The following is a 13,532-nucleotide window of genomic DNA, read 5'->3' on the forward strand; positions in this document are numbered from 1 at the left end:
ATGCCTTATTTCTAATAGCAATCGGGTCTTGGAGCGCACTCAAATCGGCATTCGATCGATTGGGAGCGACATGTGCGAGCGACATGGCACCGTCCCGGAGGCGATCGCCTCGCCGGGAGGAGGGCATCTTATCAGGAAGGAGAGGGGTATGGGTGAACGCGTTGCCTGGATCGGCCTCGGCGTGATGGGTTATCCGATGGCCGGCTATCTCCAGAAGGCCGGACACGAGGTCACCGTCTACAACCGCACCGGCGCCAAGGCGGAGAAATGGGCCGCCGAGCATGACGGCAAGCATGCGCCCACGCCGAAGGAGGCCGTCAAGGACGCCGATTTCGTCTTCGCATGCGTCGGCAATGACGACGATCTGCGCGAGGTCGTGATCGGGTCGGACGGCGCCTTTCACGGCATGAAGAAGGGCGCGGTCTTCGTCGATCACACCACCGCGTCGGCCAATGTCGCCCGCGAGCTCCACGCCAAGGGCGCCGAGCTCGGCATTGCCTTCATCGACGCGCCGGTCTCCGGCGGTCAGGCGGGCGCGGAGAACGGCGTGCTGACCGTCATGGTCGGCGGCGACGAGGACGCTTACGCCAGGGCCGAGCCGCTGATCGACTGCTATGCGCGCATGTGCCGGCTGCTCGGGCCGTCGGGCGCGGGCCAGCTCACCAAGATGGTCAACCAGATCTGCATCGCCGGCCTCGTCCAGGGCCTGTCGGAAGGCATCCATTTCGGCAAGAAGGCCGGTCTCGACATGGCGGCCGTCATCGACGTCATCTCCAAGGGGGCGGCCCAGTCCTGGCAGATGGAGAACCGCTACGAGACGATGATCGACGGCGAGTTCGACTTCGGCTTCGCGGTCGACTGGATGCGCAAGGACCTCGATATCTGTCTTGCCGAGGCCCGGCGCACGGGCGCCCATCTCCCCGTCGCCGCCCTCGTCGACCAGTTCTACAGCGAAGTGCAGAAGATGGGCGGCAATCGCTGGGACACCTCCAGCCTGATCGCCCTGCTCGACAGGGATTGAGCACTCCCGCCCCTCCAAGGCCTTAAAGCCGCTGTGTCCCGGAACCCGATCCGGGACACAGCGGCCTCGGCAATGATTCAGGCGACTGCTTTTTCGTCATTCCCGCGAAAGCGGGAATCCATGTCCGCGGCGCTGTGATGGAGTCCCGCTTTCGCGGGAATGACGGCATGGGGGAGCCTTCCCCGCCAGGATGATCTGAAAGGCGGCTAGGCCGTCTGCCCGGACAGCCGCTTGAGGGCCTTGTCGCGCCCGATGAGCGGCAGCAGGGCGGCGAGCTCCGGCCCGTGGTCGAGGCCGGTCAGCGCCTGGCGCAGGGGCATGAAGAGGGCGCGGCCCTTGCGGCCCGTGCGCGCCTTGACGCGCCCCGTCCAGCTCTTCCAGACCGTGTCGTCCCACGGCTCCGGCGGCAGTTCGTCCGCCGCCTGCCGGCAATAGTCCGGATCGTCGATGGCCGGGCTGATCGGGCCGGCGACGATCTCCCACCAGAAGCGGGCGTCGGCGAGGGTTTCGCAATTGGCACGCACCGCCGTCCAGAACGCCTCGCCGCCGGTCACGCCGAGCCGTTCGAGCCGGCCGGAAACCGCCTCGTAGGGCGTGTCGTGGAGCAGCCTGGCATTGAGTGCCCTGAGCTCGTCCACGCTGAACCGGGCCGGCGCGCGGGCCAGATGCGCGATGTCGAACTGCCGGACGAGCTCGCCCATGTCGGCATGGGGCGCGACCGCCTCGGAGGTGCCGAGCGTCGCGGCGAGGCTCGCCACCGCCATGGGCTCCAGCCCCTCCTCGCGCAGCCCCGCAATGGAGAGCGTGCCGAGCCGCTTGGACAGCGCCTCGCCCTCAGCCCCGACGAGCAGGCTGTGATGGGCGAAGGCCGGCGGCGGCGCGCCGAGCGCCTCGAAGATCTGGATCTGCACGGCGGTGTTGGCGACGTGGTCCTCGCCGCGGATCACATGACTGATGGCGAAGTCGATGTCGTCGACCACGCTCGGCAGCGTGTAGAGATAGGTGCCGTCCGCGCGGATCAGCACCGGATCGGAGAGCGCGGCCCCCTCGAAGCGCTGCGCGCCGCGGATTAGATCGTCCCAGGCGATCCGGTTATCCTCCAGCCGGAAGCGCCAATGGGGTGCGCGCCCCTCCGCCTCCAGCCGCGCGCGCTCGTCCGCCGTCAGCTCAAGGCCCGCCCGGTCGTAGATCGGCGGCAGGCCGCGCGCCAGGCGCCGCTTGCGCTTGCGCTCCAGCTCCTCCGGCGTCTCGTAGCAGGCATAGAGCCGGCCCGCCTCCTTGAGCCGCTCCACGGCCTCGTCGTAGCGCGCGAACCGGTCCGACTGGCGGGCGACCTCGTCCGGCACGATGCCGAGCCAGGCGAGATCCTCTTCGATACCGCGCGCAAAGGCCTGCGTGGAGCGCTCGCGGTCGGTATCGTCGAGGCGCAGCAGGAACGCGCCGCCATGGCCCCGGGCGAACAGCCAGTTGAGGAGCGCGGTGCGCGCATTGCCGATATGGATGCGGCCCGTCGGGCTCGGCGCGAAGCGGACGCGAACGGTCATTCAGTCCCTGTCGCGAAAGTGGTTGGTGATCGGATAGCGCCGGTCGCGGCCGAACATGCGCGAGGTGATCTTGACGCCCGGCGCGGCCTGCCGGCGCTTGTATTCCGCGATATAGAGCAGGCGCTCGACCTTCTTGACGAGATCGCGGTCATGGCCGCGCGCAACGATATCGCTCACAGACATCTCGTGCTCGACGAGACATTCGAGAATGTCGTCGAGAATATCGTAGGGCGGCAGCGAATCCTGGTCCGTCTGGTCTTCCCGCAGCTCCGCCGACGGCGCCTTGGTGATGATGTTTTCCGGGATCACCCGGCCTTCCGGGCCGAGGCAGCCCGACGGCCTCGTCTGGTTGCGGTAGCGGGCGAGCGCGTAGACCTGCGTCTTGTAGAGATCCTTGATCGGGTTGAAGCCGCCGTTCATGTCGCCATAGAGCGTCGCATAGCCGACGGAGACCTCCGACTTGTTGCCGGTGGTGACCACCATGGGGCCGAACTTGTTGGAGATCGCCATCAGCGCGGTGCCGCGCACGCGCGACTGGATGTTCTCCTCCGTGATGTCTGCGGGCAGGTCGTCGAAGGTCGATTTCATGACCGCCGAGAAGCCCTCCACCGCCTCGGCGATGGGCACGACGTCGTAATCGACGCCGAGGGCGGCGGCGCAGGCTTCCGCGTCGTCGAGGCTCGACGAGGCGGTGTATTTGTAGGGCAGCATCACGCAGCGCACCCGGTCCGCCCCGAGCGCGTCGACGGAGAGCGCCGCGCAGATCGCCGAATCGATACCGCCGGACAGGCCGAGCACGACGCTCGCGAAGCCGTTCTTGTTCACATAGTCGCGCAGGCCCAGAACGCAGGCGCGGTAGACCGACTCCATGCCGTTCCCGATCAGCGCCTTCTCGCCGGGCTCGCACAGCCAGCCCTCCTCGCCGCGCCGCCAGCGGGTGAGCACGATCTGCTCCTCCCAGGCCGGCATCTGCAGCGCGAGCGACCGGTCCGCATTGAGCACGAAGGACGAGCCGTCGAAGACAAGCTCGTCCTGCCCGCCCACCTGGTTGAGATAGACCATGGGAAGGCCGGTCTCCGTCACGCGCGCGACGACGAGATTGAGCCGGACATCCGTCTTGTCCTTCTCGTAGGGCGAGCCGTTGGGCACCAGGAAGAACTCCGCCGCCGTCTCCTCCAGGCACTCGCAGACCTCGTCGGTCCACACATCCTCGCAGATCGGCACGCCGATGCGCACGCCGCGGAAGTTGACCGGCCCCGGGGCCGGGCCCGCCGCGAAGACCCGCTTCTCGTCGAAGACGCCGTAATTGGGCAGGTCGTACTTGTAGCGCACGGTCTCCACGCGCCCGCCATCGAGGAGGGCGATGGCGTTGTAGACCTCGCCGTTCTCCACCCAGGGCGTGCCCATGATGACGCCGGGCCCGCCATCGGCGGTGTCGGCGGCGAGCGCCTCCACGGCCTCGCGCGCCGAGCGCTGGAAGGCCGATTTGAGCACCAGGTCCTCCGGCGGATAGCCGGTCATGAAGAGCTCGGTGAACAGCACCAGATCGGCGCCCATCTCCGCGGCCCTGGCGCGCGCCTCGCGGGCCTTGGCGAGATTGGCGTCGATCGCCCCCACGGTCGGGTTGAGCTGGGCGAGCGCGATATCCAGTCGGTCGGTCATGGTCGTCTCTTAGCGTCGCTTGGGGTCCGGAGCAATGGTTTGCATCCGCGCATGCGGCTGTCGAGAGGCCAAAAGGCGGGACGGGGCTTATTCGCGCCCGGCTTTTGGGTTAATGGGTATGCTGGAGCTTCACTTCAGGCAGCCGGGAGGCAGTTGGCCCATGCGGTGGCGACAGGGACGACGCAGTTCGAATATCGAGGATCGGCGAGGCTCGGGACCGGCGTCCGGAGGCCGGGCGGGGGCATGCGCATCCCCGTCGGCGGCCGGCGCGGCGGCATTGGCGGGATCGGGCTGATCATCATCGTCGTGGCCGCGCTCTATTTCGGCGTCGACCCCCGCGTCCTGTTCGAGGGGGCGGGCATTCAGGTGCCGGGCTCGCAGACGGGCCAGGCCGACCGCAGCGCGCAGACCGTGCCGGGCGAAGCCCGCTCGGGCGAGGACGACGAGCTGAAGCAGTTCGTCTCCGTGGTCCTCGGCAGCACGGAGGACACCTGGCACGGCCTGTTCGGCGCCATGGGCAAGGACTACGAGGAGCCGACGCTCGTCCTGTTCTCCGGCGCGGTGAATTCCGCCTGCGGTTTCGCGCAGGCCGCGATGGGGCCGTTCTACTGCCCGCGCGACCGGAAGGTTTACATCGATCTGAGCTTCTATCGCGACCTGCGCGATCGGCTCGGCGCGCCGGGCGATTTCGCCCAGGCCTATGTGATCGCCCACGAGGTCGGCCACCATGTGCAGACCCTGCTCGGCATCAGCCAGCAGGTGCAGGCGGCCCGCGGGCGCGTGTCGAAGGCGGACGCCAACGCGCTGTCGGTCCGGCTCGAATTGCAGGCGGACTGTTTCGCCGGCGTGTGGGCGAACCGGGCGGACGAGGCGACCGATCTTCTCGAGGACGGCGACGTGGAGGAGGGGCTGACCGCGGCGGCCGCCATCGGCGACGACCGCCTCCAGCGCCAGTCGCAGGGCTATGTGGTGCCGGAATCCTTCACCCACGGCTCGTCGGAGCAGCGCGTGCGCTGGTTCAGCCGCGGGCTCGACACGGGCCGGCTGGGCTCGTGCGACACCTTCAACGCGGAGCGCCTGTGACGGCGATCCGCGTCCATATCCCCCGGAAACCCTGAAAGAAAGCGCTGGCATGGCCCAGCCCAGCGGATATAAGAAACGGGGAGAGGGGAGCCGTTTTTTCAGGGGGGAAGCGGCCGGGATGAACCGTCCTTGAGGGAGGCGGCGTGCCCACGCCAAGACTTGAGCTCACCGGCATCGTCAAGCGTTATCCGGGCGTTCTGGCCAATGACCGTGTCGACCTCGCCGTCATGCCGGGCGAGATCCATGCGCTGCTCGGCGAGAACGGCGCCGGCAAGTCGACGCTGGTCAAGATCATCTACGGCGTCGTCCAGGCCGACGAGGGCGATATCCGATGGGATGGCCGGCCCGTCCGCATCGCCGACCCCCATGCCGCGCGCAAGCTCGGCATCGGCATGGTGTTCCAGCACTTCAACCTGTTCGAGACGCTCACCGTGGCGGAGAACATCCTGCTCGGCCTCGACGGGCGGAGCGATCTGAAGGCGCTCTCCGCCGAGATCGCGGAGGTCGCGGAACGCTACGGCCTCGCCGTCAATCCGCACCGGCATGTCCATGCGCTCTCCGTCGGCGAGCGCCAGCGCGTGGAGATCATGCGCTGCCTGCTCCAGGACCCGCGCCTCATCGTCATGGACGAGCCGACCTCGGTGCTCACGCCGCAGGAGGCCGACGGCCTGTTCGTGACGCTGAGGCGGCTGGCGGGGGAGGGGCGCAGCGTGCTCTACATCTCCCACAAGCTGGAGGAGATCCAGGCGCTCTGCGACACGGCCACGGTGCTGCGCGGCGGCCGGGTGAGCGGCCATTGCGTGCCGCGCGAGGAAACGCCGGCGAGCCTTGCGCGCATGATGATCGGCCACGAACTGCCCCATGTGGCGCGTCACAGGCGGCGCGAGCCGGGCCGGCCGGTTCTGGCGGTCGAGGGCCTTTCAGTGCCCGCGCCCGACCCCCACGGGACCGACCTGAAGGACATCTCGTTCACGGTGCGCGAGGGCGAGGTGCTCGGCATTGCGGGCGTGGCCGGCAACGGCCAGCGCACGCTGCTCGGCGCGCTCAATGGCGAGACCGCCGCGCCCGCGCCCGGCATGATCGCGATGGACGGTGTGGCCGTGGGCCGGCTCTCCGCCGGGCGGCGCCGGGCGCGCGGCCTGGCCCATGTGCCCGAGGAGCGCCTGTCGCGCGGGGCGGTGCCGGCCATGTCGCTCGCCCGCAACACGCTGCTGACCGCCCATCGCAAGGGGCTGGTGCGCCACGGGCTGATCGACTTCGCGCGCACCCGCGCCTTCGCGCAAGGCATCATCGAACGCTTCAGGGTCGCAGCCCCGGGCCCGAGACGGAGGCGCGCGGCCTGTCGGGCGGCAATCTGCAGAAATTCATCGTCGGCCGCGAGATCTCGCTGGAGCCGCGCCTTCTGGTGCTCGGCTATCCCACATGGGGCGTCGATGTCGGCGCGGCCGCCGCGATCCGCCAGGAGATCATCGACCTCGCGGAGAAGGGCACGGCGGTCATCGTCCTGTCGGAGGATCTCGACGAGCTGTTCGAGGTCTGCGACCGGATCGCGGTGATCGCGGGCGGCAGGCTGTCGCCGCTGCGCGCCGTCGGCGAGGCGGGCGTGGAGGAACTCGGCCAGTGGATGAGCGGCGGCTTCGCGGGCGCGGCACGCAAGGCGGACGCGGAGGCCGGCCATGCTGGTTAGGCTCGAACCGCGCCTTGAGACCTCGCGCGCCATGCGTCTCGCCTCGCCGCTGATCGCGGCGGGCCTCACCGTGCTCGCCGCCGTCATCCTGTTCTCCGCCCTCGGCCGCGACCCGGCGTCGGCGCTTTATGTCTTCTTCGTGCGCCCGCTGTCGAGCGCCTACGGGCTCGGGGAATGGGCGATCAAGGCGACGCCGCTCGCGCTGTGCGCGCTCGGCCTGACCATCGGCTTCCGCGGCAATGTCTGGAATATCGGCGCGGAGGGCCAGCTCACCATGGGGGCGATCTGCGGCGGCGGCGTCGCGCTCGCCTTCCATGGCGAGGCGGGCTGGTGGACCCTGCCGCTCATGCTCGCCGCGGGCGCGCTCGGCGGCATGGCCTGGGGCGCGATCCCGGCCCTCCTGAGGACGCGCTTCAACGCCAACGAGATCCTGACGAGCCTGATGCTCGGCTATGTGGCGCTCCATCTGCTGGGCTATCTCGTCCACGGGCCGTGGCGCAGCCCGGAAGGGTTCAACTTCCCCGAAACGCGGCTGTTCGACGAGGCCGCCCTCATGCCCGTGCTCCTGTCGGGGACGCGGCTCCATGCCGGCGTGATCCTCGCCCTTGTGGCGTTCGCGGCGGTCTGGCTCTTCACCGCGCGCTCGTTTCGCGGCTTCAAGGTGGATGTGGCCGGCCAGGCGCCGGCGGCGGCCGCCTATGCGGGGTTCGCCCGCTCCGGGGTCGTCTGGCTGAGCTTCCTCGTCTCCGGCGGCCTTGCGGGGCTTGCCGGCATCGTGGAGGTGACGGGCACCATCGGCCAGCTCCAGCCGGTCATCTCGCCGGGCTACGGGTTTGCGGCGATCATCGTGGCCTTTCTCGGCCGCCTGCATCCGGTGGGCGTGGTGATCGCGAGCCTTTTGATGTCGCTCGTCTATCTCGGCGGCGAATCCCTCCAGATCAACCAGAACCTGCCGCTTGCGGTGACCGGCGTGTTCCAGGGGCTGCTGCTGTTCTTCGTCCTCGGGACGGACGTCCTGGTGCGCTACCGCATAAGGATCGCGAGACTGGCCGGGGAGGAGGCGTGATGGACGGCATCGATCAGGCGGTCACCATTCTCGCAGGGGCCATCCGGGCTGGAACCCCGCTGGTCTTCGCAGCCCTCGGCGAGCTCGTCGCGGAACGTTCCGGCGTCCTCAATCTGGGGGTGGAGGGCATGATGCTGATGGGGGCTGTGACCGGCTTCATCGCCACCGCCGTCACCGGCGACCCGCTCGTGGGCATCGCCGCGGCGATGCTCGCGGGGCTGGCCATGGCGCTCGTCTTCGCCGCGCTGACGCTGGGGCTGCTCGCCAACCAGGTCGCCACGGGGCTCGCGCTCACCATCTTCGGCGTCGGCCTGTCGGCCTTTGTCGGGCAGGATTATGTCGGCACGCCCATCGAGGGGCTGAAGGCTCTCGACCTGTTCGGGCTGGCGGGGCTTCCCGTCGTCGGCCCGCTGCTCTTCGGCCACGACCTCATGGTCTATCTGTCGCTCGTCCTGCTCGCCGCGGTGGCGTGGGTCCTGACGCGCACCCGCGCCGGGCTGGTCCTGAGGGCGGTGGGCGAGAACCCGGACGGCGCGCACGCCATCGGCCACCCGGTCCTGCGCATCCGCCTCCTCGCGGTGCTCTTCGGCGGGGCCTGCGCGGGCGTGGCGGGCGCCTATCTCTCGCTCGTCTACACCCCGCAATGGGCGGAGAACATGACCGCGGGGCGCGGCTGGATCGCGCTCGCCCTCGTCGTCTTCGCCACATGGCGGCCCGTGCGGGTGGCGCTCGGGGCCTATCTGTTCGGCGGCATCACCATTCTCGGCCTCCATGTGCAGGCGCTGGGCTTCGACGTATCCTCGCAGCTCATGGCGACCCTGCCCTATATCGCGACCGTCGTCGTTCTGGCGCTCATCTCGCGCGACGCGACCCGCATCCGGCTCAATGCGCCGGCAGCGCTCGGCCGCCCGTTCCATCCCGCCGCCTGAGCGTTCGGGGGATGTACCGCTCCAGCGTCTCGATCCTCAGGCCGCCCGGGCCTTTCGCCGGCAGCGTTGCGGAATCTCGTCCAGGAACGCCCCGATCAGCCTGTTGACCGCCTCGGGCTGCTCGAATGGCACGAAATGGCCGGCATCCTCCACGAGCGCGAAGCGGCCGGAGGGGAGGCGGGCCGCCATCCGCGCCATCATGGCCGGCGGCGCGAAGGGGTCCTGCGCGCCGGCGACGACCAGCGCCGGACAGGCAATGCGGGCCAGCTCGGCGCGCATGTCGAACCCGGCGATAAGCTCGATATGGCGCCTGAAGAGCGCCGGCGGCATCCGTGCGAGGGTGCGCCGCACGAGGCTCGCGCCCACGGGATCCGCCGCATCGCTCGCCAGCATCTCCACGGCCTGCCAGGCGATTTCGCTCATTGTCCGGCCGGCCTCGAGCGGCCCGAGCCACGTCTCCAGGAACGCCTTCTGGAACGGAGCCTCGCGATTGCCGAACGCCGCGCTGGTCGCGATCAGGACGAGGCCGGCGATCCGCTCGGGACAGTGCCGCGCCATGTGCAGGGCGAGCATTCCGCCCAGCGAATAGCCGATCAGTACGGCACGCCGGGCCTCGATGGCCTTCAGATACTCCTCCAGCCGGTCGGCCAGCTCTTCCAGCGTGATCGACGGCGAAGGCGGGCTTGGAGGATATCCCCAGGCCGACCACGGCGCGACGGGATAGCTCCCGGAGAAATATGCGGTCTGGAAGGACCAGATATCTGTATGGCCACCCAGCCCGTCGAGAAAGGCGAGCGTCGGTTGCGTCATGCGAGTGTCCCCCGAACCCAACGTTACGACCCCGTCATCGAAAAAACAACTATAAGTAGCAATTTTAGAGATAATCAAATGTTTGTGGCCATTCAAAGTCCCGTTCGCGGACCTGTTGACAAGCCACCCGCTCTCTGTGCGTCTTGATATCCGCAAAAAAGAGGCAGACAGGCCGGGTGACGCATGACGTGGTGGCTCGTTCTCTTCGTTCTCATCGATGGCCAATGGGTGCCGGGGGCGGATCTGACGCCGGAGGGCTGGAGCCCGCGCGCCTATGACACACGGGAGGAGTGCATGGAGCGCCGGGATTTCGCCGAGGAGTCGCTGGCCGGCCTCCGCGATGTCGACGACTCGAAATGGTTCTGCACGCGCGACAGGGATGCCGCGCTCTCCGAGCTCGAGGCGGAGGCCGGACAGTGACGCGGCTCGTCTATGTCGTGGCCGCCGGCGAGAACGGCGTCATCGGGCGCGATGGCGGCCTGCCATGGCGCCTGTCCTCCGATCTGCGGCGCTTCAAGGAGATCACCATGGGCAAGCCGCTCGTCATGGGGCGCAAGACCTATGAGTCGATCGGCCGACCGCTGCCGGGCCGCGACAATATCGTGGTCACCCGCCGGGGCGGTTTCGCGCCGGAGGGCGTGATCGTCGCGGACAGCCTGGAGGCGGCGTTGAAGGTGGCGGAGGAGAAGGCGAGGGCGCGCGGCGCCGACGAGATCGCTGTCATCGGCGGTGGCGAGATCTTCGAGGCGCTGATGGACCGTGTCGAGCGCATCTACCTCTCCCGCGTGCATGCCAGCCCCGGCGGCGATGTCTTCCTGCCTGCGCTCGACCCCGCCGAATGGCGCGAAACGGCGCGCGAGGACCATGAGGCGGGCGAGCGCGACGACGCCTCCTTCTCGCTCGTCGTGCTCGACCGGGTGGCCGGCCGGTCTTGATTTGGCGGACCCGCGCCCCGACACTTAAGGGGACAGTGGCCCCAGCCCCCGCGCCTTCGCGGGGCGTCCGGCGAGGTGAACGCCCATGCCCAGCACCGCCCCCGTCTTCCACAATGTCATCGAGGCGATCGGCAATACGCCGCTCCACGAGGTCACGGCGCTGGATACCGGCCCGTGCCGGCTGTTCCTGAAGCTGGAGAACCAGAACCCCGGCGGCTCCATCAAGGACCGGATCGGCCGGTCGATGATCGAGGCGGCCGAGCGCGACGGGCTCATCGCGCCCGGCGGCACCATCGTGGAGGCGACCGCCGGCAATACCGGGCTCGCGCTGGCGCTCGTCGCCCGGCAGAAGGGCTATCGCATGGTGCTGATCGTGCCCGACAAGATGGCCCAGGAGAAGGTCTTCCACCTGCGCGCCATGGGGGCCGACGTCATCACCACGCGCTCCGATGTCGGCAAGGGGCACCCGGAATACTATCAGGACATGGCGGAGCGGCTGGCCGGCGAGAATGGCTGGTACTACATCAACCAGTTCGCCAATCCCGCCAATCCCCATGCCCACGAGACGACCACGGGCCCGGAGATCCTCGCCCAGTGCGAGGCCGCCGGGGTTGCGCCCGACGCCATCGTCTGCGGCGTCGGCTCGGGCGGCACGGCGACGGGACTGTCGCGTTTCTTCGCGACGGCGAGGCCCGAGACGCAGTTCGTGCTCGCCGACCCGGAGGGCTCGATCCTTGGCCATTACATCGAGACCGGCGAGGTCTCCACGGATGTCGGCTCATGGCTGGTGGAGGGTATAGGTGAGGATTTCGTGCCGCCGGTCGCCGATCTGTCGCGGGTGAAGACGGCCTATTCGATCCCGGACCGGGAAAGCTTCCAGGCGGCGCGCGAGCTCCTGAGGCGCGAGGGCGTGCTCGGCGGCTCCTCGACGGGAACGCTGCTCGCCGCGGCGCTGCGCCACGCCCGCCGGCAGACGGAGTCCCAGACCATCGTCACCTTCGTCTGCGACAGCGGCAACAAGTATCTCTCCAAGATGTTCAACGACTTCTGGATGATCGACAACGGCTTCATGGAGACGCCCCACAAGGGCGACCTCACGGACCTCGTGGCGCGCAAGTTCGCCGAGGCGCAGACCGTGACGGTCAAGCCCTCGACGGGCCTCGACCGGGCCTACCGCCAGATGAAGCTCTACGACATCTCCCAGCTTCCCGTGCTGGAGGAGGACAGGCTGGTCGGCATTCTCGACGAGGAGGACCTGCTCGCCTTCGTCTGCGGCCATGGGGGCCGGTTCGACGGCACGGCGGCGGACGCCATGAGCCGCGACATCAAGGTGGTCGATGCCGGCGACAGGCTGACCGACGTCCTCTCCATCCTGCGGCGCGGCATGGTCGCGCCCGTCGTGTCCGATGGCCGCTTCCAGGGGCTCATCACAAAGACGGACGTGCTCAACCACTTGCGGCTGCACCCCGAGGAAGCCAAGTGTTGAGATCAGCGTCATCCCGCTCTCCCCTTCTCCAGACCGAAGCGAGACAATCCCATGAAGAAGAACAGGGCCGGGTTCTCCACCCGCGCAATCCATGCAGGCCAGGCGCCGGATCCGGTGACCGGCGCCATCATGACGCCGATCTACGCCACCTCGACCTATGTCCAGTCGAGCCCCGGCGTCCACAAGGGCTACGAGTATTCGCGCTCCGGCAACCCGACGCGCAAGGCGCTGGAGGACTGCATGGCGGATCTGGAGAACGGCGCGAGAGGCTTCGCCTTCGCCTCCGGCCTCGCCGCCTCCGCCACGGTGCTGGAGCTGCTCGACGCCGGCGACCACGTGGTCGCGGCCGACGATCTCTATGGCGGCACCTATCGGCTGTTCGAGGGCGTGCGCAAGCGCTCCTCGGGGCTTGAGACGAGCTTCGTCGACTTCTCCGATCTCGACGCGGTGGAGGCCGCCATCACGCCGCGCACGCGAATGCTCTGGGTGGAGACGCCGACCAATCCGCTGCTGAAGGTCATCGATCTGGCCGCCGTCTCCGCGCTCGCCCGCCGCCACGGCCTCGTCGCGGTCTGCGACAACACCTTCGCCTCGCCCTATCTCCAGCGCCCGCTCGACCATGGCTTCGACCTCGTCGTCCATTCCGCGACCAAGTATCTCAACGGCCATTCCGATGTGGTCGGCGGCATCGTCGTCGCCGCAGAGGAGAGCGCCCATGAGGGGCTCGCCGACCGTCTCGGCTATCTCCAGAACGCCGTCGGCGGGGTGATGGGCCCGTTCGACGCCTTCATGGTGCTGCGCGCGCTCAAGACGCTGCCGGTCCGCATGGAGCGCCACTGCGCGAACGCCATGGCGGTGGCGCGCTATCTTGAGGCCCACAATGCCGTGTCGCGCGTCTATTTCCCGGGGCTTGAGAGCCATCCCGGCCACGACATTGCCAGCCGGCAGATGACCGGCTTCGGCGGCATGGTGACGGCGGTGCTGACAGGCGGGCTCGCCGCGGCGAGGGGGTTTCTCGAGCGCACGGAGCTGTTCTCGCTGGCGGAAAGCCTCGGCGGCGTGGAAAGCCTCATCGAGCATCCCGCCATCATGACCCATGCCTCCATCCCGCCGGAGACGCGCGCCGCGCTCGGCATCGATGACGGTCTGGTGCGGCTGTCGGTCGGCATCGAGGATGTGGACGACCTGCTGGCCGACCTAGAACAGGCCCTGAAAACAATCGGTTAGACCCGTTTCCGGACTCTGATCGGGAGCTTGGCGTCCGGCTCTCGCGCCGCATGGGCCCGCCGGCATGGCCGCACGCGGGCGG

Annotated in this window: 10 protein-coding genes and 2 pseudogenes; 9 read left to right on the top strand and 3 right to left on the bottom strand. The window is 68.7% G+C overall.

Annotated elements, in window-relative coordinates; all coding sequences use genetic code 11:
- Nucleotides 1-148 precede the first annotated feature (148 nt).
- Entirely contained in the window at nucleotides 149-1,021 is an 873-nt protein-coding gene (locus HW532_RS20280) for an NAD(P)-dependent oxidoreductase (protein ID WP_213162192.1), read from the top strand.
- A 206-nt stretch (nucleotides 1,022-1,227) separates the two neighbouring features.
- Here HW532_RS20280 and gltX read toward each other — a convergent pair whose 3' ends face one another.
- Nucleotides 1,228-2,565, bottom strand: a complete 1,338-nt coding sequence (gltX, locus tag HW532_RS20285; RefSeq protein WP_213162193.1) for a glutamate--tRNA ligase — start codon at nucleotides 2,563-2,565, stop codon at nucleotides 1,228-1,230.
- Complete coding sequence (locus HW532_RS20290; protein ID WP_213162194.1) at nucleotides 2,566-4,227, bottom strand: NAD+ synthase; 1,662 nt, start codon at nucleotides 4,225-4,227, stop codon at nucleotides 2,566-2,568.
- 160 nt (nucleotides 4,228-4,387) lie between these two features.
- Between HW532_RS20290 and ypfJ the strand changes: the two are divergent.
- The 4 genes and pseudogenes from ypfJ to HW532_RS20310 all read left to right on the top strand — a co-directional run bounded on the left by ypfJ (nucleotide 4,388) and on the right by HW532_RS20310 (nucleotide 8,992).
- Nucleotides 4,388-5,310: pseudogene (gene ypfJ / locus HW532_RS20295) on the top strand (KPN_02809 family neutral zinc metallopeptidase).
- Nucleotides 5,311-5,453: 143 nt separating this feature from the next.
- A pseudogene (locus tag HW532_RS20300) lies at nucleotides 5,454-6,997 on the top strand (ABC transporter ATP-binding protein).
- Entirely contained in the window at nucleotides 6,987-8,063 is a 1,077-nt protein-coding gene (locus HW532_RS20305; protein WP_213162196.1) for an ABC transporter permease, read from the top strand. Before HW532_RS20300 ends, HW532_RS20305 begins: the two are co-directional and overlap by 11 nt.
- Before the next feature lie 8 nt (nucleotides 8,064-8,071).
- Nucleotides 8,072-8,992: an ABC transporter permease gene (locus tag HW532_RS20310; protein WP_425491966.1), complete on the top strand. Its 921-nt coding sequence runs from the start codon at nucleotides 8,072-8,074 to the stop codon at nucleotides 8,990-8,992.
- 36 nt (nucleotides 8,993-9,028) lie between these two features.
- On the opposite strand, the gene HW532_RS20315 is transcribed toward HW532_RS20310, so the two are convergent.
- Complete coding sequence (locus HW532_RS20315) at nucleotides 9,029-9,802, bottom strand: alpha/beta fold hydrolase (RefSeq protein ID WP_213162198.1); 774 nt, start codon at nucleotides 9,800-9,802, stop codon at nucleotides 9,029-9,031.
- A gap of 183 nt (nucleotides 9,803-9,985) precedes the next feature.
- Here HW532_RS20315 and HW532_RS20320 point away from each other — a divergent pair, with 183 nt between their 5' ends.
- The 4 genes from HW532_RS20320 (at nucleotide 9,986) to HW532_RS20335 (ending at nucleotide 13,450) form a co-directional block, all read left to right on the top strand.
- On the top strand, nucleotides 9,986-10,222 hold the full coding sequence (locus HW532_RS20320) for a hypothetical protein (RefSeq protein ID WP_213162199.1): 237 nt from the start codon (nucleotides 9,986-9,988) through the stop codon (nucleotides 10,220-10,222).
- Complete coding sequence (locus tag HW532_RS20325) at nucleotides 10,219-10,737, top strand: dihydrofolate reductase (protein ID WP_246479333.1); 519 nt, start codon at nucleotides 10,219-10,221, stop codon at nucleotides 10,735-10,737. The genes HW532_RS20320 and HW532_RS20325 overlap by 4 nt, the downstream gene beginning before the upstream one ends.
- An 85-nt stretch (nucleotides 10,738-10,822) precedes the next feature.
- The gene (locus HW532_RS20330) at nucleotides 10,823-12,223 is read left to right on the top strand and encodes a pyridoxal-phosphate dependent enzyme (protein ID WP_213162201.1); all 1,401 of its coding nucleotides are present in this window, start codon (nucleotides 10,823-10,825) and stop codon (nucleotides 12,221-12,223) included.
- A 51-nt stretch (nucleotides 12,224-12,274) separates the two neighbouring features.
- Nucleotides 12,275-13,450 carry a cystathionine gamma-synthase gene (locus HW532_RS20335; protein ID WP_213162202.1) on the top strand — a complete coding sequence of 392 codons (1,176 nt, stop codon included), beginning with the start codon at nucleotides 12,275-12,277 and terminating at the stop codon, nucleotides 13,448-13,450.
- The last annotated feature ends 82 nt before the right edge of the window (nucleotides 13,451-13,532 follow it).

This window comes from Kaustia mangrovi (assembly GCF_015482775.1).
Taxonomy (GTDB): Bacteria; Pseudomonadota; Alphaproteobacteria; order Rhizobiales; family Im1; genus Kaustia; species Kaustia mangrovi.

Coding starts and splice junctions, on each gene's coding strand:
- HW532_RS20320 (WP_213162199.1), top strand. CDS start 9,986: ATGACGTGGTGGCTCGTTCTCTTCGTTCTCATCGATGGCCAATGGGTG.
- HW532_RS20305 (WP_213162196.1), top strand. CDS start 6,987: ATGCTGGTTAGGCTCGAACCGCGCCTTGAGACCTCGCGCGCCATGCGT.
- gltX (WP_213162193.1), bottom strand. CDS start 2,565: ATGACCGTTCGCGTCCGCTTCGCGCCGAGCCCGACGGGCCGCATCCAT.
- HW532_RS20330 (WP_213162201.1), top strand. CDS start 10,823: ATGCCCAGCACCGCCCCCGTCTTCCACAATGTCATCGAGGCGATCGGC.
- HW532_RS20280 (WP_213162192.1), top strand. CDS start 149: ATGGGTGAACGCGTTGCCTGGATCGGCCTCGGCGTGATGGGTTATCCG.
- HW532_RS20335 (WP_213162202.1), top strand. CDS start 12,275: ATGAAGAAGAACAGGGCCGGGTTCTCCACCCGCGCAATCCATGCAGGC.
- HW532_RS20290 (WP_213162194.1), bottom strand. CDS start 4,227: ATGACCGACCGACTGGATATCGCGCTCGCCCAGCTCAACCCGACCGTG.
- HW532_RS20315 (WP_213162198.1), bottom strand. CDS start 9,802: ATGACGCAACCGACGCTCGCCTTTCTCGACGGGCTGGGTGGCCATACA.